Source organism: Sorangium sp. So ce385 (assembly GCF_051474135.1).
Classification (GTDB): Bacteria; Myxococcota_A; Polyangia; order Polyangiales; family Polyangiaceae; genus Sorangium; species Sorangium cellulosum_D.
On sequence record NZ_CP150337.1, the window covers coordinates 11084659 to 11104111 of the forward strand.

The window sequence follows — 19453 nt, forward strand, 5'->3', positions numbered from 1 at the left end:
AGCAGGGCAAGGAACCCGGAAGAGGAGCGCGAAGGTGACCGAGCTAGCGCAGCGGATCAAAGGCCTGTCGTCCGAGGAGCTCAAGGCGCTCGTCGCGACGCTGAAGCAGAAGCGCCCTGCGGCGGGCGGATCGGGCTCGGGGCTCGTGCGGACCGGGCCGCGGACGCGCTTCCCGCTGTCGTTCGCGCAGCAGCGGCTCTGGTTTCTGTACCGCTACGCGCCCGACAGCCCGGCGTACAACCTGCACGCGGCGGTGCGCTTTCACGGCGCGCTCGACGGGGCGGCGCTCGAGCGGGCGCTCTCGCTGCTCGTGGAGCGACACGACATCCTGCGGACGCGCTTCGACGAGGGCGCCGAGGACGCGTACCAAGAGGTGATGCCCGAGGCCGCGGCCTCCGTGGCGCTCACGGACCTGTCCACGATGGATCCGGCGACCCGGGAGCGGGAGCTCGGCGCGCGGTGCGCGCAGGTGGCCCACGCGCCCTTCGTCCTCGAGCGCGGCCATCTCCTCAGGGCGGTCCTCTATCGTCTGGCCCCGCAGGAGCACGTCCTGCTCCTCGTGACGCACCACATCGCCAGCGATCACTGGACGTGGGGCGTGTTGATCCGGGAGCTCGGCGCCCTCTACGACGCGCTGGTCGCGGGGCGCGCCCCGGAGCTCCCCGAGCTGCCGGTCCGGTACGGTGATTACGCCGTCTGGCAGCGTGACGCGTGGAATCAGGAGCGCCTCCAGCGAGAGCTCGGGTACTGGAAGGAGCGGCTGCGCGGCGCGCCCAGCCTCCTCGAGCTCCCGCTCGACGGGCCGCGCCCGGCGGCGCAGACGTACCGCGGGGCGAGGACGTCGCTCACGCTGCCTCGTGCGCTGTCCGAGTCCCTCAAGGCCCTGTGTCAGCGGGAGGGCGTCACCCTGTTCATGGCCCTCATCGCCGCGTACCAGGCGCTCCTCTGCCGGTATACGCGGCAGCCGGACGTCGTGGTCGGGTCGCCGGTCGCCGGGCGCACGCTGCGGGAGATCGAGCCGCTCGCGGGGATGTTCGTCAACAACGTCGCGCTCCGCGCCGACCTCTCGGACGACCCCACGTTCCGGGAGCTCCTGCGCAGGGCGCGCCGCGACACGCTCGACGCCCTGGCCCACGCCGAGCTGCCGTTCGCGCTGCTCGTCGAAGCGCTGCAGCCCGAGAGGAGCCCATCGCACCCGCCGCTGTTCCAGACGATGTTCATCCTCCAGAGCGCTGCGGCCGATCTGCCGGCGTTCACGGGGCTCACGCTCGAGCCGGTGGACGTCCCGGTGATGACGTCGAAGTACGACTGGACGATCGAGGCGTGGGACCGCCCGCAGGGCATCCGGCTCGACCTCGAGTACAACACCGACCTCTTCCGCCGCGAGACCGTCGACCGGCTGCTGAAGAACTACGAGGCGCTCCTCCGCGCGGCGGTCCTCCGCCCCGAGGCGCCCGTGCTCGCTCTCCCGGTCGTGCACGAGGACGAGGCGCGGCTCCTCCAGCAATGGAACCGCACGGAGCGCCCCTACCCCGAGGACCTGTGCGTCCACGAGCTCTTCGAGCGGCAGGCGCGGCGCGGGCCGGAGCGCGTCGCGCTCGGGTTCGCGGGGCAGGAGATCACCTACGGAGCGCTCGATCGCGCCGCGACCCGGCTCGCGCGGCGGCTGCGCGAGGAGGGCGTCGGCCCGGACGTCCCCGTCGCCGTCTGCATGGAGCGATCGCCCGGGCTCGTCGTCGCGTTGCTCGCGGTCCTCAAGGCGGGCGGCGCCTACGTGCCGCTGGATCCCGCGCTGCCGGCCGAGCGCCTCGCGTTCATCCTGCGCGATCTGGGCAGCGCCGTCCTGCTCACGGAGCGCGCGCTCCGCCTCGAGCTCGCCGGATCGCCGCGGCACGTCCTGTTCTTCGAGGACCTCGAGGCGCAGGTCGACGAGGGCGAGGCGCCCCCCGCGGCCCCGGCGAACCGTCGGAACCTCGCGTACATCATCTACACGTCGGGCTCGACCGGGCGCCCCAAGGGCGTGGAGGTCGAGCACCGCAGCGTCGTGAACTTCCTCTGGGCCATGAAGGACAGGCCCGGGCTCGACGCCGACGACGTGCTGCTCTCGGTGACCACGGCGTCGTTCGACATCTTCGTCCTGGAGCTGTTCTTGCCGCTCAGCGTCGGCGCGAGGACGGTCCTCCTGTCCGCGGCCGAGGCGCGGGATGGCGTCGCGCTCCTCGGGGCGCTGGATCGCTCCGGGGCCACGGTGATGCAGGCGACGCCGAGCACCTTTCGGCTGCTCCTCGCGGCCGGGTGGACGGGCGACCCGCGCCTCCGCGCGCTCGCGGGCGGCGAGGCCCTGCCCCCGGATCTCGCCGGGCCGCTGAGGGCGCGCGTGGGCGCGCTCTGGAACATGTATGGCCCGACGGAGACCACCGTGTGGTCCGCCGTGGCGCGCATCGAGGATCCGGAGAGGATCACCCTTGGATCGCCGATCGCCAACACGCGCATCTACGTCCTCGATGAGCGGCGAGCGCGGCTCCCGATCGGCGTGGCCGGGGAGCTGTACATCGGCGGAGCGGGCCTCGCCCGCGGCTATCACGACCGGCCCGAGCTCACCCGCGAGAGGTTCCTCCCCGATCCGTTCTCGGACGAGCCGGGCGCGCGGATGTACCGGACCGGCGATCTCGCCCGGATCGCGCACGACGGCCTCGTCGAGTACCTCGGCCGGCTCGATCATCAGGTCAAGATCCGCGGCTTTCGCGTCGAGCTCGGCGAGATCGAGGTGACCGTCGCGCGGCACCCCGGCGTCGCGGAGTGCGTGTGCGCGGCGCGCCGGGACACGGTGGGCGAGAGCGTGCTCGTGGCCTATTACGTGCCGGCGACGGAGGAGGCGACCCCCGACGCGCTCCGGGCGCACGCGCGCGCCTCGCTCCCCGAGTACATGGTCCCGGCGCATTTCGTCGCGCTGCATCGGCTGCCGCAGACGCCGAACGGCAAGATCGACAGAAACGCGCTCCCCGACCCGGGCGAGCAGGGGCGCGCGGCGGGGCGAGATCGGGAGCCGCCCTCGACCGACGCGGAGCGGCTCGTGGCCGCCGTGTGGGAAGAGCTCCTCGGGCGCGCCCCGAGCAGGACGGATCGCTTCTTCGATCTCGGGGGCCACTCGCTGCTCGCGATGCGCGTGGTCTCCCGCCTCCGCGAGCGCGCGGGGCTCGAGGTCCCGCTGCGGTGGCTGTTCGACAGGCCGGCGCTCGCCGATCTGGCCGAGGCGATGGGGCAGCTCGCGGCGTCCTCGGCCCGCCCGGCGCTGCGCCGCCGGGATCCGGCGGCGGCGATCCCCCTCTCGTTCGCGCAGACCCGGCTCTGGTTCCTCGACCGGCTGGCGCCCGGGACCGGCGCGTACAACGTCAGCTCGGCCGCCGTCCTCGAGGGGCCGCTCTGCGAGCGCTCCCTCGAGGGGGCGCTCCGCGCGGTGATCGAGCGGCACGAGGCCCTGCGCACCGTGTTCCGCGTCGTGGACGGGGTGCCTCTCCAGATCGTGCAGGCGCCCGGGGCGATCGACTTCCAGGTCACCGACCACCGCGGGCTCGCCGAGGACGCGCGCACCCCGCGGGCCGTCGCGCGGCTGCGGGAGATGGTCGCGCGCCCCTTCGACCTCGCGAACGGCCCGCTCGAGCGGGCCGAGCTCGTGCGGATCGACGACGAGCGCAGCCTGTTCGCGTTCGCGATGCACCACATCGTGACCGACGGCTGGTCGCACGAGATCTTCGTGCGCGAGCTCGCCGCCGCATATGCGGCGATCGCGCAGGGAGAGCGCCCGAGCTTCGGCGAGCTCCCGGTCCAGTACGGCGATTATGCCCTGTGGGAGCGGCAGGGCTGGGGCGGCGCGGCGCCGGGCGAGCCGCTCGAGTTCTGGAAGGCCGAGCTCGCCGGGGCGAATCAGACGCTCGATCTGCCGACGGATCACCCGCGTCCCGAGGAGAAGCGGTACGAGGGGGCGCGCCACCACTTCCGGCTCTCGCGGGAGCTGACCGAGGCGGTCGAGCGCCTCGGCCGCGATCACGGCGCCACGCCGTTCATGACGCTGATGGCCGGGTTCCTCGCGCTGCTCCACCGCCTCAGCGGGCAGACGGACCTCCTCGTCGGCACCCCGATCGCGGGGCGCGACCGCCCCGAGCTCGAGCACGTCGTCGGGTGTTTCGTGAACACGCTCGTGTTCCGCGGCAAGCTGGAGGGCGATCCGTCGTTCGCCGCTCTCCTGGGTCGGGTGCGGGACACGGCCGTACGGATCTTCGCGCACGCGGAGATCCCGTTCGAGCGGCTCGTGAACGCCCTCCGGCCGGAGCGGGATCTCGGCCGGACGCCGCTGTTCCAGGTGATGTTCGCGTTCCAGCCCAAGGTGCCCGAGCCGATCACGCTGGGTCGGGCGCGGGTGACTCCGATCGATCTCGACCCCGGAACAGCGCAGTACGACGTCACGCTGTCGATGCAGCACGACGGATCGTGCCTGAGCGGACACTTCGAGTACGACACGGCGCTGTTCACGGGCGAGACGATCGCGCGTCACGCCGCGCTCTTCGAGCGCATCCTGGTCGAGGCCACGCGGCGGGCGGAGACGAGGGTCTCCGAGCTCCTCCAGGGCGAGCTCCTCGCGGCCGCGCCGGCGCCCCTGCGCGGAGCGCTCTCGGCGCCCGCGCTCCCCTTCGCGCGGGGCCCGGCCGAAGGGGAGCCCCTCCGGCTCGTCCAGCGCGAGCGGCGCCTCGACGCCGGCGTCGTCCGCGGGCTGGAAGAGCGTGCGACGAGGATGGGTGTCAGCCCGGCGGCGGCCATCGCCGCGGCGTTCGCCGAGGTCGTGGCGTACTGGAGCACGTCGCCTCCGGCCATGACGTTCCAGGCCGCGCGCGCGCCGTCGCGCGCGGACGGCGGCGCGATCGACGTGGCGGTCGGCTCGGGCAGCGGCCATCTCGAGGGGGTCCCGGAACGGGAGGTGACCTTCGCGCGCCTGGCGCGGGCCATCGACGGGGCGCTCGCGGCCAGGGGTGCCCTCGTTCCACAGGGCGCACGTCACCCCGATGGCGCCGTCCTCCGGCTGCGCGTCCCCGCGCCTTCCCTCGACGGGCACGGCGGCGCCGCGGCGCCGGGCTCCTGCCTCGAGCACGAGATGCGATGGGACGGGGGCGGGGGCGTCCTCCTGTGGAGCGCCGCCGAGGCGCTCTTTCCCGAGGGCCTCCCCGCGGACATGCTCGATGCGTACGAGGCGCTCTTGACGCGGCTCGCGCAGGGGGACGCGCCCTGGCACGAGGCGACGCCGGTCGCGCTGCCGGAGCGGCAGCGGGCGATCCGCGCCCGCGTCAACGGCACGGTCAGGTCGCTGCCCGACGAGCTCCTGCACAGCGGCTTCCTGCGGCACGCGGCGCGCTGGCCCGACGCGCCGGCGGTCATCAGCCCCGGGAGGACGCTGAGCTACGGTGAGCTCGACCGGCTCAGCAACGCCATCGCGCGGCGGCTCCGCCGGCTCGGCGCTCGACCGAACGCGCTCGTCGCGGTGGCGGCGGAGAAGGGTTGGGAGCAGGTCGCGGCGATCCTGGGCGTCCTCAAGTCGGGCGCGGCGTACCTGCCCGTGGATCCGGAGTGGCCGGCGGAGCGCATCCGCGCCGTCCTGGACCAGGGGCAGGTCGAGATCGTCCTCACGCAGGCCCGCCTCGCCGCGTCGCTGGCCTGGCCCGAGCGGGCCCGGCTGGTCGTTGTCGACGACGAGGGCGCGTTCGCGTCGGAGGACGACGCCCCGGTCCCGGCGGCCCAGGGGCCGGACGATCTCGCCTACGTGCTGTTCACGTCGGGATCCACGGGGAAGCCGAAGGGCGTGGCGCTCGACCACCGAGGGCCGCTGAACACGATCCTCGAGTTCAACGAGCGACTCCAGATCTCGCGGTCGGACCGCGCGATCGCGCTCTCGGCGGTCCATTTCGACCTGTCCGTGTACGACCTCTTCGGGCTGCTCGGCGCCGGGGGCGCCCTGGTCGTCCCTTCGCCGGAGGGCCTGCGGGACCCCGCGCACTGGCGGCATCTCATCGACGCGCACGGGGTCACGGTGTGGAATTCGGTGCCCGCGCTGATGCAGATGCTCGTCGAGCACCTCGGCGCCGGCGCAGGGGCCTGCTCCTCCCTGCGCTGGGTCGTCCTGAGCGGCGACTGGATCCCGGTGCCCCTGCCCGACCGCATCCGCCGCGCCTGCCCGGGGGTCCAGGTCATCGGCTCGGGGGGACCGACGGAGACCTCGATCTGGTCGATCTTCTATCCCATCGGCGAGGTGGATCCGACCTGGAAGAGCATCCCTTACGGCAAACCGCTCAGGAACCAGCGCGTCCATGTCCTCGACGCGCGCATGCGGCCTTGCCCCGAGTGGGTCACGGGGCGCATGTACGTCGGCGGCGTCTGCCTCGCGCGCGGGTACCATCGTGATCCCGCGCAGACGGCGGAGCGCTTCATCGAGCACCCCGAGACGGGCGAGCGGCTCTACTGGACAGGAGACCTGGGCCGGTTTCTCCCCGACGGGAACATCGAGTTCGTCGGCCGCGAGGATTTCCAGGTCAAGATCCAGGGCAACCGCATCGAGCTCGGGGAAATCGAGGCCGCGCTCGCGCAGCATCCCGGGGTCGAGCGCGCGGTGGTCGCCGTGGACACGGGCCCGGCCGGGGGCAAGCGCCTCGTCGCCTGTTGCGTGCCCGCGCCGGGGGCCGCCCTCGAGCCCCGGGCGCTCTCGGATTTCCTCGCGGCCAGGCTGCCACGGTACATGGTGCCCGGCGCCTGGGTCGCGCTGGATCGCGTGCCCCTGACGGCCAATGGCAAGGTCGATCGGAGAGCGCTCCTCGATCGCTCGACCTGGCGGCGCCAGACGGCCAATCCGGCGACCCGGGCGCCGTCCTCCGAGGCCGAGCGGCGGATGGCCGCCCTCTGGGCCGACGTCCTCAAGCTCGATCGGGTGGGCGTGGACGACAACTTCTTCGCGCTCGGCGGCGACTCGCTCCTTGGCGTTGCCCTCGTGGAACGGGCGCGCGAGGTGGGGTTCGACATCACGCCACGGCAGCTCTTCCAGCACCAGACCATCGCCGGGCTCGTGGCGCAGCGCCCCTCGGCGGCGAGCCCGGTGGCCTTCGACGAGGACCCGTCCGGGGAGCGGCCGCTCACCCCGCTGCAACGCTGGTATCTCGAGCAGGCCGATCATCGCAGCCGACCGGAGCGCTGGAACGTCAACCTGCTGCTCGAGGTCACGGCGCCGCTCGACCTCGACCGGCTCGGGCGCGCCGCCCTGCACGTCGTGAACCGCCACGAGGCGCTCCGCGCGCGCTTCGAGCGCGCCCCCGGCGGCCATCGCCAGCGGATCGATCCGCCCTTCCGTGAGGCGCCGTTCACCTGCGTGGACCTGTCCGGGTTGCCGGAGGAGCAGCGCGCGGCGGAGCTCGAGCGGCGCTGCGATCGCATGCAGGACGGCCACGCGCTCGATCGCGGGCGGCTGTTCCAGATCGTGTTCTTCCGGTGGGACGAGGCGGGGCGTGGCCGGCTCTGGCTCAACGCGCACCACCTCGTCGTCGACTGGATGTCGATCGTGCTCGTCGCGCGCGATCTGCAGTCGATCTACGACCAGCTCGCCGCGGCGGCGGAGCCTCGTCTGCCGCCGGGGCGGACCTCGATGGGCCGCTGGGCGCGCGAGCTCGAGCGGTGGGTCGAGGACGAGCTCGCGCCGGCCGAACGGGGGTACTGGCTCGGGCTGCCCTGGGGCGAGATCGACCTGCTCCCGGCGGACCACCCGTCGACCCGTCACCTGTACACCGTCGCGTCGATCCGGGATCACTGGGCCTCGCTCCCGGAGGGCGAGTCCAGGGCCATCCTGCGGGACGTGCCCGCGCGCCTCGGCGTGAGCACGGAGAGCGCGCTCATCGCCGCGCTCCTCCGCGGCGTGACCGACTGGACGGGTCGCGCGTGGCAAGACATCATGGTGCTCCACGCGGGCCGGGATCTGATGCCCCATCGCCCGGATCTCGACGTGTCGCGCACGGTGGGTTGGCTCAGCGCCGAGCGGGTGCTCGTGCTGCGGCGCCCGAGCGCGCGAGGGCCCGTGGCGGCGCTGCTCGAGCTGAATCAGCAGATCGAGCGTATCCCGAACGGGGGTCACGGCTACAACCTGCTCAGGTATCTCGGCGGAGACGCCGAGCTCTCCGCCGCGCTCGGGCGGCTGAGGAAGCGGCCGGGGATCCTGTTCAACTACCAGGGGCAGATCGACGACCCCGGGCCGGGCTCGATGATGCGCATGGCGACGGAGAGCACGGGATACGACGAGCCGGCGACGAACCTCCGGTTCAACCTGCTCGAGTGCCATGTCCTGGTCCGCGGAGGGCAGCTCGTGTTCCGGTGGCGCTACAGCGCGAACGTGCACGAGCTCGCGACCGTGCAGAGGATCGCCGCCGACGTGATCGGGTTCCTGCGGGGCGTGGCGGGCGAGCGTCGATGATCGGCGTTCGCGGAGGTGCATCCGCGGCGCGAGAGGCCGTAAGGCGACGGGAGCCATCGAGATGAAGACGTTCATGATCACGCTGCCGAACCGGATCGTCATGCACGATCGCGTGCCCGACATGGCGAGGACGCTGCACCAGCAGGTGCAGGGGTACTTTCGCCCCAGGCTGCTGAGCGCGCTGGCAGCCGGCGACGTGACGGTCGTCGACGTCGGCGCGAACATCGGGATCTTCGCGATCGAGGTCCTCCAGCGCACCCGGGGTCGAGCGCGGGTTCATTGCTTCGAGCCGATCCCGGAGACCTTCGAGCTCCTCACGATGAACCTGCGGCCCTTCGGCGCCGAGCGTGTCCGCGCGCACCGCGCGGGCCTGGGGCGGGCGGCGGGGGAGGCGACGTTCCACTACTCGCCGCGCCAGAGCGCGATCTCGAGCATGTACGACATGATGGCGAGCGACGACAAGGAGGCGACGCTCGCGGCCATCTATGACCGTCGGATATGCGACAAGCACCATGCGGATCTACCGGCGTACATGAGGTACCTCCCGCGCTCGGTGAACTCGGCGCTCATCGACGGTCACAGCTGGTGGATGAAGCGCGGCATGACGCGCGTGACCTGCCCGTTGACGACGCTCTCGGAGTTCATGGAGCGGGAGGGGCTCGAGCGCATCGACGTGCTCAAGGTGGACACGGAGAAGGCCGAGCTCGACGTGCTCGCGGGCATCCGCCCCGGCGACTGGGGCAAGATCCGGACGATCGCCCTCGAGCTCCACGACGTCGAGGGGAGGGCCGAGCACGTCCGGCGGATGCTGGTCGATCACGGCTTCGAGGTCGAGACCGACCGGGTGTGCCCCGAGGACGTGATCATCACCATGATGGGATATCGTGGTTAGGTAATGGCCCGGCGCCTGGAAGGCCCCCCGCGTCGCCGGCGAGCTCGAGGCACTGTGCCACGAGGGACAGCCGCTCACCGAGCCGGCCATCGGAGAAGCGGAAGAACAGCCGCTCGACGTGGGCGAGGGTCGGCTCGCTCCAGAAGAAGCCGGACAGGGCCGCTTCGGCCGTCGCTGCGCGTCCGTGGGCCGCCCCGGTCGCCGGGGCGCCCTGCCGGCAGACCACCGATTCCGCGAGCTCGACGTACACCTCGGCGGCCGCCGCGTCGTCGAGCGCGCGCAGCGCGAGCTCCTCGAGCAGCGGCCGGAGGTCCACGCCGAGCAGCGCGCACGACGCGGCGAGGTCGATCGCTTCCACGCTCGCTCCGCCGCCGAGCCGGAGCCGGAAGAGCGCGGCGAAGGCGGCGCGCACCACCTCGCGCTCGGACTCCGGCCACGCGGCGAAGCCGGCCGACAGGATCTTGCCCGCGACGATCTCGAAGCAGAGCGCGCCGACCTGCTCGATCGCCATGAGCTCGAGGACGCGGGGAAGAAACCAGCGGAAATCGCGCGGCTCGCCCCACGTGGTCATGGCCTTGAAGGCAAAACGCCCGATGGCCTCCGCGGGCGCGGACTCGCGCGCGACCTGATGCAGCGCGCGCGCCTCGCCGGGCGAGACGCAGCACGGACAGCCCTCGACGGGGCCCAGCGGGCGGTCGCCGCGCGTCATGGCGTAGAGCGCGGCGATCGACGCTTTCCATGCCTGCACGTCGCCATCCACGCGCCGAAGCGTAGCCCAGAAGCGGCGAGGGACGGCCCGAGGCTGACGATCGTTGTCTTCGTCGCCCGCCCGACCGGGGTTGCGGCGCCCGACCGGGGTTGCGGCGCCCGACCGGGGTTGCGGCGCCCGACCAGGGTTGCGCCCCCCCGACCGGGGTTGCGCCCTCCCGACCGGGGTTGCGGCCCCCGACCGGGGCTGCGCCCGACCGGGGTTGTCGCCCGCTCCCCCGACCGGGGTTGCGCCCGACCGGGGTTGTCGCCCGGTGTTCACCGTTCACCGCCGGCCCCTATGCCGTTCTGGGTCGCGCTCGCCTCCGCGGCCGAGCCGTTGCGCGCGCGACGCTCAGCGGGGACCGCGTGCCGAGGGACGCCGGGCACCTCGATCTCCGGCGGCTCGTCCGTGTCCTGGACCGAGGAAAGGAGTGCAGTGCCCATTGCCCGCGGCCAACGATCCGGCCCTGTAAGCTCCGGTGCTCTGCACCTCGAGTTCTGGCCCGTTGCCGTCTACTTGTAGACGGTCGGCCGCGTGTCGGTAAGCTCCTCGATCGTGTGGTTCGGCACCCGTCGCTGCGCTGCCTCGCTGGTGCGGTGGTCGATGAGGCATCGTCGGTCCTTGGCGGCCGAGCTGGTCCCTAGAGCACCGATCACGTTGGAGTCCCGAAAGAATCAACAGAAGGGAAGAGAGAGCGCAAGGGCGCGAGGGGCGCAAGGGGAAGAGAGAGAGAGAGAGAAAATCTCGTCTTTGGCTCATTGCGCCCCTTGCGCCGTTGCGCTCTCTCTTCCCGCATTCCTTGCCCCTGGAGCTTGCTTCCCGGCAGAGCGGTCGGGCTTCACAACTCATTGAATTCACGAAGCTTTCAACCTGTTCGGTGCTCTAGGTAGAAGCGCCGCGGCCGGCGTCGAACTCCTGGAACGCCAGCACCGCGGCCCGGTGTCGAGTTCCTGGATCACCGGCGCCGCGGCCGGCATTCTTGCGGATTTCGACTTCGACTAGCTTTTCATGCCTGGGTCAAGCGTGGCCCTGTGGGTTCGCCTCACGGAAGCACATTCCAACCCGGCACGCCGATCGCAACAGCCGCGGCATGCGAACACTCGACACCATCACCATCACCATAGTTTGCTGTTCCATTTCCGCGTGCGCGCTGGACCCGACACCGGGCTCCGAGGCTGCTCTTGACAATGAGAGTAGTATCACAGCTGAACCCATGAAAATTCGAGCCACACGAGGGAGGTGCGAAGATGCGGTAGACGATGGGGCCGACATCTGGCAGCTCATGTGTGGAGCGGCTGGCTCAACCGAGTACATGACGCGCGGGGACACGATTCTGTGCCTGCGGGAGCACATGCAAGGTCGAGCCGCAGGCCACAACAAGTGTCGTTCCAGCTGCCCTGCTGCATGCCTCGCGCTATCGAGCCGATGGGATCTTTACTGTGAAGAGCGCTCGCCCTTCCTCCTGAGGAGCATCTGTGAACAGGCGCGTGACAATGGGCGGAAGAAGTGCCTGAGCTCCTGCTGAGCTCGTTCACTTGACACCGCCAACGAGTGCGCTAGCTGGGGCGTCATGCCGGACCCGATCGCAGAACGCACCCTCACGCTAACACTACCGAACGGGAGCCAAGAAAACATCCAGGTACGAGTCTGGGCGCCCGAGTACAGGCCAGCCGCCCTGTGCTGGGAAGCTGACGTAGAGGTCACTGGGGCGGGGGACACCCATAAGTCCCATGGGGCCGGCTTCGATGCATTTCAGGCACTCTATGGCGCGCTCTACCTGATCCCAACGATGCTATCCAAGTATGAAGCCTTTGGCCGGCTCTCGCGGTTCGAAATGGATTGTGTCGGGTTCCCCGAGATCGACATTTCGAAGTCGTGAGCCCGTGGCCTCGTCGATGTCGCGACGCGCTCCTCGACCCCCCACGGCCCGCTGTTCAGTGGTCGGGGTGTTCGTCAACCGATCGACGACGAGCGGCGAGCTCCGCGCCGGAGCGGAGCTCGCCCACATCCGCCGCAACGTAACCGCCCGACGGACGCCATCTTGCGCCGTCGCGATGCCGCGAGCACGCTCGCCGGTTCGCCGATGCACGCCGGGCGCGTGGGTTCGAAGGCGGTGAGCTCGACGCGGAGAGGCGCCTGGCGCAGACGCGACCGACCGCAGTCAGAGGCGATCGCTCCGCCGCAGCTCGGCTCGCCGCGATGACGACGCCTTCCTCAAGACAGGTCGGGCACGCCAGCTCCTCGCGCTTCTCCTCGATGACCCGGAACTGAGCCGGCACGCGCTCGAGGATCTCGCTGGTGCGATAGCCGATGCATTCCAGCCGGGGGCAACCTGGAAACGGAAGGTGCGCCGCTGCAACGCGCGCCAGCCTCTGGAGTACAGCTGTGGACGCTACCCCGGCCTACCCATGTGCCTGGTCGATCCCCGTGTCCTCTCCGACGGCTTTCGGCGCTGCGTCGCCATGACGGTCGACGGAAGCGGGGGAGGACCAGACGATGTCCTGGCTCGCTCCTGTCCGTCGGAGTTCCCGGAGAAGCTCGGCATGTACAGGTTCGTCTCCGGCTGCGGCACGTGCGAATGCGAGTTCGATGGGGAGCCGTGCTCGATGGAATTCGCGTACTACAGCGACCGGGCGTGCAGCGATCTCGTGCTGACCCAGACGCTCACGACCAAGAGTGTGTGCACCGAGCTGGCGGAGCCTGTGGACATCCGCGGCATCAAGCTCCGCATGCTCTCGGAAGGCCACGGCGACTGCATCGACCACGGGCGCGTGCGGATCGAGGAGGGCGCGAAGATCGAGCCCGACTATGGCCAAGTGCTTTGCTGCAAGCCGCTCGGCGGCTGAGCTTGCGCCGCGCCTGGAGGGCGGCTCAGCTCACGAGCTCGCCGTCCGCGGCGCCCGCTTCCTCTGCTGCTTCACCCGCCGCCGGCTCCCCCGGCTCCTCCTGGCCCGCCCCCTCGCCCACGGCCGTCCCGCCATACCGCTTGCCGGCCCGCTCCGAGGCCTTCAGCACGGGCCCGCGGATCGTCTCGATCGCCTCGATCGGCGCGTCGGAGAGCTCCAGGTTGGAGAGCACCGCGGACACGACCCGGAACCATTGGCTGCGGGCGGCGGCGATCGTCGCCTTGGTCACCGGTGCCGTCTTTTCCTTCGCGGCGAGCTCGTCCCGCCGGTGCTCGATCGCCTCGAGCTCCTTGCCCACCTTGATCCACCGTTGCGTCGTGTGGAGCAGCGTCGTCTTGCCGGGCGCCGGGATCCCCTTCAGGAACTCGCCGGTCGACGGCTCCTCGTCGAGGAGCCGGGCGATCCGCGCGGTGTTGCCCGCCTCGGCGGTCGGCGAGGCCTTGATGATGTTGAGCCCGCCCGGAAACAGCTTCGCCTGCACCTGGTCGCAGGTCGCGGCGCGCTCTCTCTCGGGAGGGTCCGCTCCGAGGCAATGCTCGCGGTGCGCGTCGATGCCCCAGCACACGGCCCTGGCGAGGTGATCATGGCGCTCGTCGACCCGCCCGAGCTCGTCGTTCAAGGCGCTCATCTGGCCCGATGGCCCCGCCTTGCTCGGCCGCACCGCGAGCACGGCCTCGTGGGCCGCGACCACCTTGGGGTGCAGGCCGGTGATCTCGGGGATCGAGAGGAACAGCCGCTTCCGCTGCGCGTTCTCGACCCACGGAGACACCAGCGCAACCATCTCTTCGATCATCAGGTGCTTCAACATCGCAGTCGACCTCCTTGACCGGGGTACAGCGTGTCCAGCCAGGAGACGGCGAGCCGGACGGGCCCGTCAAGCGACCCGCCGGTTTCCGACGGTTCGAGACCAATCCGGCCGGCTGAAAAGGAGGTGCCGCGGAGGTCGCGACCAATCCCGGCGCTCGTTGCGAGGCCGAGGCGAGGTCGCGATCGACCGCGGGGGATCTTTTCGGCCGGCCGCATTGGTCTCGATCAAAAGATTTGAATTTTTTCATACAATGGAGAGGTCTCGACCTGTTCACCGGCATCTGAAGAGCCTCCGCACGTGGTCGAGACCACGCGGAGGCATTTGAAAGATCGGCCGGAGAGGATCAGGAACGTCGGCGGCGTCGGGTAGTGGTCAACTTTGCCGGGGAGAGTCCACAGGAAGGCGGGAAGGCGGGAAGATCATTCATGTTTTCTTTCTGCCTTCCCGCCTTCATGTTCAAATTTGACCACTACCCGGCGTCGTACCTGCTGATCGAGCGAGCAGCGAGTCCGGCCCAGCAGCCAGTCCAAACTCGTTCGTGAAGCTGCGCCCTTGCCATTGCGACCCAGAAATGGCCGGGGGCGCAGGCGGTTACGCGGCGGGGGTGTTCGTCAACCAACGGGTTGACGAACACTCCGAGCGCCCATCCGCCGGCGGTCCGGGTGGCCGCGGTGTTCGTCCACCGAACGGTTGGTCTCGGCGAGGCACGCCTCCACCGGCCGCGCCGCGGCACCGCTCTCACCGCTCACCGGCGTCGCTTCCCAACCGCGAAAGCGCCCCCGAGGAGACCAGAACGGCCAGACCGCGCGCAACTGCATGATATCGCTCATGTTGTGGCGCTCGCTTCTCCGGAGGATCAGCGCCCGACGCAGTGGGATACGAACGGTGTAACTCCGAATACTTGCGCGCTGTCTGGCTGGTTTGCACGCCTTCGCGGTCGCTGGGCCAAGTCGTCGCGGCGATGCTGTCTACACATCGAGCTCGAAGGGCATATCGTGCGCGGCGCGTGAACGTGATAGCGTCCGCGCCCGATGAGCACCAACCAGAAAACGCTTGAAAACAAGGTCGCAATCGTCACCGGAGGCGCCTCCGGCATCGGCCGCGCGCTCGGTGAAGAGCTCGCCCATCGAGGGTGCGAGGTCGTGCTGGCGGATCGCCAGCACAGCGTCGCCGCGGAGGTCGCCAAAGACATCACCGACCGCGGAGGTCGCGCGACCGCCGCCGAGCTCGACGTGCGCAGCCTGCCGGCCTTCAAGGCCATCGCAAAAGACACGCTGCAGCGCTCAGGCCGCATCGACTACCTGTTCAACAACGCCGGCATCGTCGTCGGGGGCGAGATGGCCAGTCACGTGCAAGAGGACTGGGACGACGTCATCGACGTCAACCTGCGCGGCGTCGTTTACGGCATCCAGGCAGTCTACCCGATCATGGTGAAGCAGGGTTCAGGACACATCGTGAATACAGCCTCCGTCGCAGGCCTCGTCGCGGGCTTCAACGAGGGCGCCTACACCGCCACCAAGCACGCCGTCGTCGCCGTCACCAAGGCCCTCCGCGTGGAGGCAGAGCGCTACGGCGTCCGCGCCTCCGTCCTGTGCCCCGGCACCATCCGCACACCCATCCTCACCGGCGGTGTGTACGGCCGTATCAACGTGGAGAACGTCTCCAAAGAGGCCATCATGCGCATGTCGGAGCGCCTGCGCCCAATCGCCCCCGAAGAGCTCGCGTGCCGCACGCTCGACGCCGTCGCCCGCAACGAGGCGATCATCGTCCTGCCCAAATGGTGGAAGGCATTCTGGTACCTCGATCGCCTGTCTCCGGCGCTCAGCCTCAAGCTAGCCAGCTACAGGCACAAGCGCATGCGCGAGGAGATGCTGGCCGCCGGCGCCAAGCCCAAGAGCATTGACGCCGACGCGTGAGCGGGATCCGTGAGCACATTGAATAGAGCCGAACTGGGCGACGCTTCGGTGCCGTTCGAGTTCGATGTCCACGCCATGATCTGGTCCGAGGATGCCCCCGCTTTGGAGAACGCTCTTCACCGTGAGTTCCACTACCGGCGGGCCAACCTGATCAATGAGAGGAAGGAGTTCTTCCACGTCGAGATCGATGAGGGTGTCCGGTTGGAGCGCAACGTTTCCTTCGCTGCTGGTGGCCCCGGAGCAAGGTGCCTGGACGGTTTCTCCGAAACGCCGCAGCCGCCGAACAACGCGTTGCACGCCGACGAGGCGCGAGCTGACGCTCGCGACCTCGCGGGTGAACGCTGACCGTCCGGCGGACGGGCACATCTTTCTAGCGGTTCAGTGGTTCGGGTGTTCGTCAACCATGCGGTTGGCGAACAGTCGTCGCCCGGAGATCCGCAGCACCGCGACGATTCCCCTTGACCATGGCGACGGCACCGTGCTCGCCGGCGTGCTCCGCGATCGCTGCGGCTGCAGCGGCGGAGGGAACCGTGCCGAGTTCGCGCCCATGCTTCCCTCGCCCGCACGGATCCCGAGCGTGGTCAGGTGGATGAGGTCGGCATCGGCCGCCCCGGCTCGCGCTCGAGGACCCCGACGCCGGCCGGGGAAGCCGGCCGCTCCGTGAGCGCGGCGAGGCCCGCACAGCGCCACGCGCCCCCGCGTCAGTTTTCGTTTGCCTCCCGCGCGCCCGGGCAACATGGAGCGCGGCGCATGCGAACCGAGCGGCTCGCCGCTGACGCGGCATCCATCGCACGGGCGGCCGAGATCCTCCGCCGCGGAGGGCTCGTCGCCTTCCCCACGGAGACCGTGTACGGGCTCGGCGCGCGCGCCGACGTCGCGGCCGCGGCGCGCGGCATCTTCGAGGCGAAGGGGAGGCCGCCTGGCAACCCGCTGATCGTCCACGTGCCGGATGTCGCGTCCGCCCGTGCGCTCGCGGAACGCTGGCCCGACGACGCGGAGCGCCTCGCGCGGGCGATGTGGCCGGGGCCCGTCACCCTCATCGTCGCGCGCCGGCCCGACCGCGTCGCCGACGAGGTGGCCGCCGGCGGGCCGACCGTCGCGATCCGCGTGCCCGTGCACCCGGTCGCGCGCGCGCTGCTCGACGCGGTCGGGCTGCCGATCGCCGCGCCGAGCGCCAACCGGTCCACCGCGATCTCGCCGACCACCGCCGACCACGTCGAGAAGAGCCTCGGCGGGCGCATCGACGCCATCGTGGACGGCGGGCCGACGGCGGTCGGCATCGAGTCGACCATCGTCGACGTGACGACCTCGCCGGCGCGGCTGCTCCGGCCGGGGCACGTGGCCGCGGAGGCGATCGCCGCGCTCGTGCCGCTCCAGACGACCGCCGGGCTGGTCACCGCGACGACAGAGCGTGCGCCGGCGCCGGGGACCCACGCGCGCCACTACGCGCCGCGCGCGCAGGTGGCGCTGGTCCCCGCGGAGGCGGTCCGAGACGAGGTCGAGCGCGCCGCGCGGGGCGGCGCGCGCGCGGGCGCCATCGAGCGCGGAAGGCGCACGGCGGATGGGCCGCACGCGGAGGAGCTCCCCGCGGACCCCGCCGGCTACGCGGCGGGGCTCTACGCGGCGCTGCACCGGCTCGAGGACGCGGGCTGCGATGTGATCGTGATCGCCGCCGTCCCGGAGGATCCGGCGTGGGACGCCGTGCGGGACCGGCTGACGCGCGCCTCCGCGGCGGCCTGAGCCGACCGGGGTTGCGGTGCCCGACCGGGGTTGCGATGCCCGACCGGGGTTGCGATGCCCGACCCAGGTTGCGGTGCCCGACCCAGGTTGCGGTGCCCGACCGGGGTTGCGGTGCCCGACCCCGGCGCCCGACCGGGGTTGCGGCGCCCGACCGGGTTTGCGGTGCCCGACCCAGGTTGCGGTGCCCGACCCAGGTTGCGGTGCCCGACCCAGGTTGCGGCACCCGACCGAGGTTGCGGCACCCGACCGAGGTTGCGGCACCCGACCGGGGTTGCGCCCGCCCGACCCGGGTTGCGGCGCCCGACCGAGGTTGCGGCGCCCGACCGAGGTTGCGGCGCCCGACCGAGGTTACGCCCTCCCTGCGGCACCCGACCGGGGTTGCGCCCGCCCGACCCGGGTTGCGACGCCCGACCGAGGTTGCGACGCCCGACCGAGGTTGCGCCCGCCCTCCCCCCGCCCGACCGAGGTTGCGGCGCCCGACCGAGGTTGCGCCCCCCCTCTCCCGCCCCCCGCCCGCCCGCAGGTAGGTTTTCACCCCCCGCCCTGCCGGTTTGTGGCAAATCAGCTCCGCCCGCCCGCCGGGTGAGCTACCGTCCCTCGCGCGCCTCGCCCTCCCTCGATCCCATGCCGGCAACGTCCCGCGCCGCCCACCGCCTCGCCGCCGCCGTCGGCCTCGCCGCCCTGCTCGTCGCCGCCCCGCCGGACGCAGGCGCCAGCCTGCTCGACGAGCCGCCGAAGCGCGCCACCTTCAACCTGAACGAGACCGTCGCGCCGGAGCTGCCGCTCCTCCGCGCCTTCCGCAACGCCGCCGTCGAGCGCCCCGGTCCGCTCCGGCTCTACATGAGCAGCGCCTACGGGAAATGGCAGCACCAGCCGTGGTGGCAGCTCGCCTGGGGCGGCGCGCGCCCCGACGCCGACGCCGACCTCGGCGAGCACAACCTCGCCGCCGCTCCCCCCACCACCCCCGCGTTCGCCAGCGCAACCTCCCCCTTCCCCTCCCCGCTCGAGCTGCCCGGATCCCTCCACCTCGATCCCGCCGCGCCCGCGTGGCTCCGCCCGCTCGACCCGATCCTCGGCACGCCCCTCCTCGCGACCACGGGGCCGAGCCTCTCGTCGAACGGCTTCGACCTGCTCTGGGATCTCCCGAAGAAGCAGCCCCCCTCCTTTCGCTGCCGCAGGGGCCCGGTCCAGTTCACCCGGTACGGCGCCCAGCACGACGCCTTCGAGCTGGTGCGCTGCGACGGCTCCGTCGCGCCCGGCGCGCTCGATCGCCTGTCGATCATGGCGCGCCCCCCCGAGGCGCCGGACCCGGGCGAGCAGCTTCCCGACGAGCCCAACGCAGGCACCTGGCTGCAGGCCCTCGAGTGGGTGCCCCAGGTCCGCCTCGTCCACCCGCGCCTGCTCTGGCTCCTCCAGCAGATCGCCGACGCCTTCCCGCGCCGCGCGATCCACATCTTCAGCGGCTACCGGCCGCGCCCGGCCGGCGAGGCCCCGGCGAAGGGGAAGGCCTCCGGCACCCACCACAGCCAGCACGCCGAGGGGCGCGCCATGGACATCCTCGTCATGGGCGTCCCGAACGCGGCGCTGTTCCAGTTCTGCCGCACCCTCGACGACGTGGGCTGCGGGTTCTACCCGAACAGCAAGTTCGTCCACGTCGACGTGCGCCGCCCCGGCACCGGCCGCCTCTTCTGGATCGACGCCTCCAGGCCCGGCGAGCCGTCGGAGTACGTCGATTCCTGGCCCGGCGTCGTGGAAAGCGGAGGGCTCACCTGGGGAGCGCAGGACGCTCGCTCCCCCGCGCAGGACGCGCGCTCTCCCGCGCCGTCCGCCCGCTGACGTCGCCTCCCCGCGGGCACCCTCGCACCTCCTCCGGCTGCACCGGCGCGATCGGGCCGCGCCGCAGCTTATTCCCGTTCCGGTTCCCGTTCCGGATGGAGAAAGCTCCG

Annotated in this window: 10 protein-coding genes and 1 pseudogene; 8 read left to right on the plus strand and 3 right to left on the minus strand. The window is 71.4% G+C overall.

Going from position 1 to position 19453, the window contains the following annotated elements; genetic code table 11:
• Nucleotides 1–34 precede the first annotated feature (34 nt).
• Nucleotides 35–8494: an amino acid adenylation domain-containing protein gene (locus WME83_RS40590; protein ID WP_437315079.1), complete on the plus strand. Its 8460-nt coding sequence runs from the start codon at nt 35–37 to the stop codon at nt 8492–8494.
• A 61-nt stretch (nt 8495–8555) separates the two neighbouring features.
• On the plus strand, nt 8556–9386 hold the full coding sequence (locus tag WME83_RS40595; protein ID WP_437315080.1) for an FkbM family methyltransferase: 831 nt from the start codon (nt 8556–8558) through the stop codon (nt 9384–9386).
• Here the strand turns inward: WME83_RS40595 and WME83_RS40600 are convergent.
• Complete coding sequence (locus WME83_RS40600) at nt 9361–10146, minus strand: hypothetical protein (protein ID WP_437315081.1); 786 nt, start codon at nt 10144–10146, stop codon at nt 9361–9363. The genes WME83_RS40595 and WME83_RS40600 overlap by 26 nt on opposite strands.
• Before the next feature lie 1561 nt (nt 10147–11707).
• Here WME83_RS40600 and WME83_RS40605 point away from each other — a divergent pair.
• Nucleotides 11708–12016 (plus strand): DUF6968 family protein, encoded by a 309-nt coding sequence (locus tag WME83_RS40605; protein WP_020740036.1) that lies wholly within the window; start codon nt 11708–11710, stop codon nt 12014–12016.
• A 55-nt stretch (nt 12017–12071) separates the two neighbouring features.
• Here WME83_RS40605 and WME83_RS40610 read toward each other — a convergent pair whose 3' ends face one another.
• A complete protein-coding gene (locus tag WME83_RS40610) occupies nt 12072–12506 on the minus strand; it encodes an IS66 family transposase zinc-finger binding domain-containing protein (protein WP_437322099.1) in 435 nt (144 codons plus the stop codon).
• A 174-nt stretch (nt 12507–12680) separates the two neighbouring features.
• On the opposite strand from WME83_RS40610, the gene WME83_RS40615 reads away from it, so the two are divergent.
• Nucleotides 12681–12983, plus strand: a complete 303-nt coding sequence (locus WME83_RS40615) for a hypothetical protein (RefSeq protein ID WP_437315082.1) — start codon at nt 12681–12683, stop codon at nt 12981–12983.
• A gap of 25 nt (nt 12984–13008) precedes the next feature.
• Here WME83_RS40615 and WME83_RS40620 read toward each other — a convergent pair whose 3' ends face one another.
• Nucleotides 13009–13851 carry a hypothetical protein gene (locus WME83_RS40620; RefSeq protein WP_437315083.1) on the minus strand — a complete coding sequence of 281 codons (843 nt, stop codon included), beginning with the start codon at nt 13849–13851 and terminating at the stop codon, nt 13009–13011.
• A gap of 1031 nt (nt 13852–14882) precedes the next feature.
• Between WME83_RS40620 and WME83_RS40625 the strand changes: the two genes are divergently transcribed.
• From WME83_RS40625 to WME83_RS40640, 4 genes and pseudogenes are all read left to right on the plus strand, one after another.
• The gene (locus WME83_RS40625) at nt 14883–15767 is read left to right on the plus strand and encodes an SDR family NAD(P)-dependent oxidoreductase (protein ID WP_437315084.1); all 885 of its coding nucleotides are present in this window, start codon (nt 14883–14885) and stop codon (nt 15765–15767) included.
• Between the two features lie 30 nt (nt 15768–15797).
• Nucleotides 15798–15959, plus strand: a pseudogene (locus tag WME83_RS40630) (GIY-YIG nuclease family protein); the annotation flags it as partial.
• Nucleotides 15960–16517: 558 nt separating this feature from the next.
• The gene (locus tag WME83_RS40635; protein ID WP_437315085.1) at nt 16518–17507 is read left to right on the plus strand and encodes an L-threonylcarbamoyladenylate synthase; all 990 of its coding nucleotides are present in this window, start codon (nt 16518–16520) and stop codon (nt 17505–17507) included.
• 624 nt (nt 17508–18131) lie between these two features.
• Nucleotides 18132–19343, plus strand: coding sequence for a YcbK family protein (locus WME83_RS40640; RefSeq protein ID WP_437315086.1), 1212 nt, complete (start codon nt 18132–18134; stop codon nt 19341–19343).
• Nucleotides 19344–19453 lie beyond the last annotated feature (110 nt).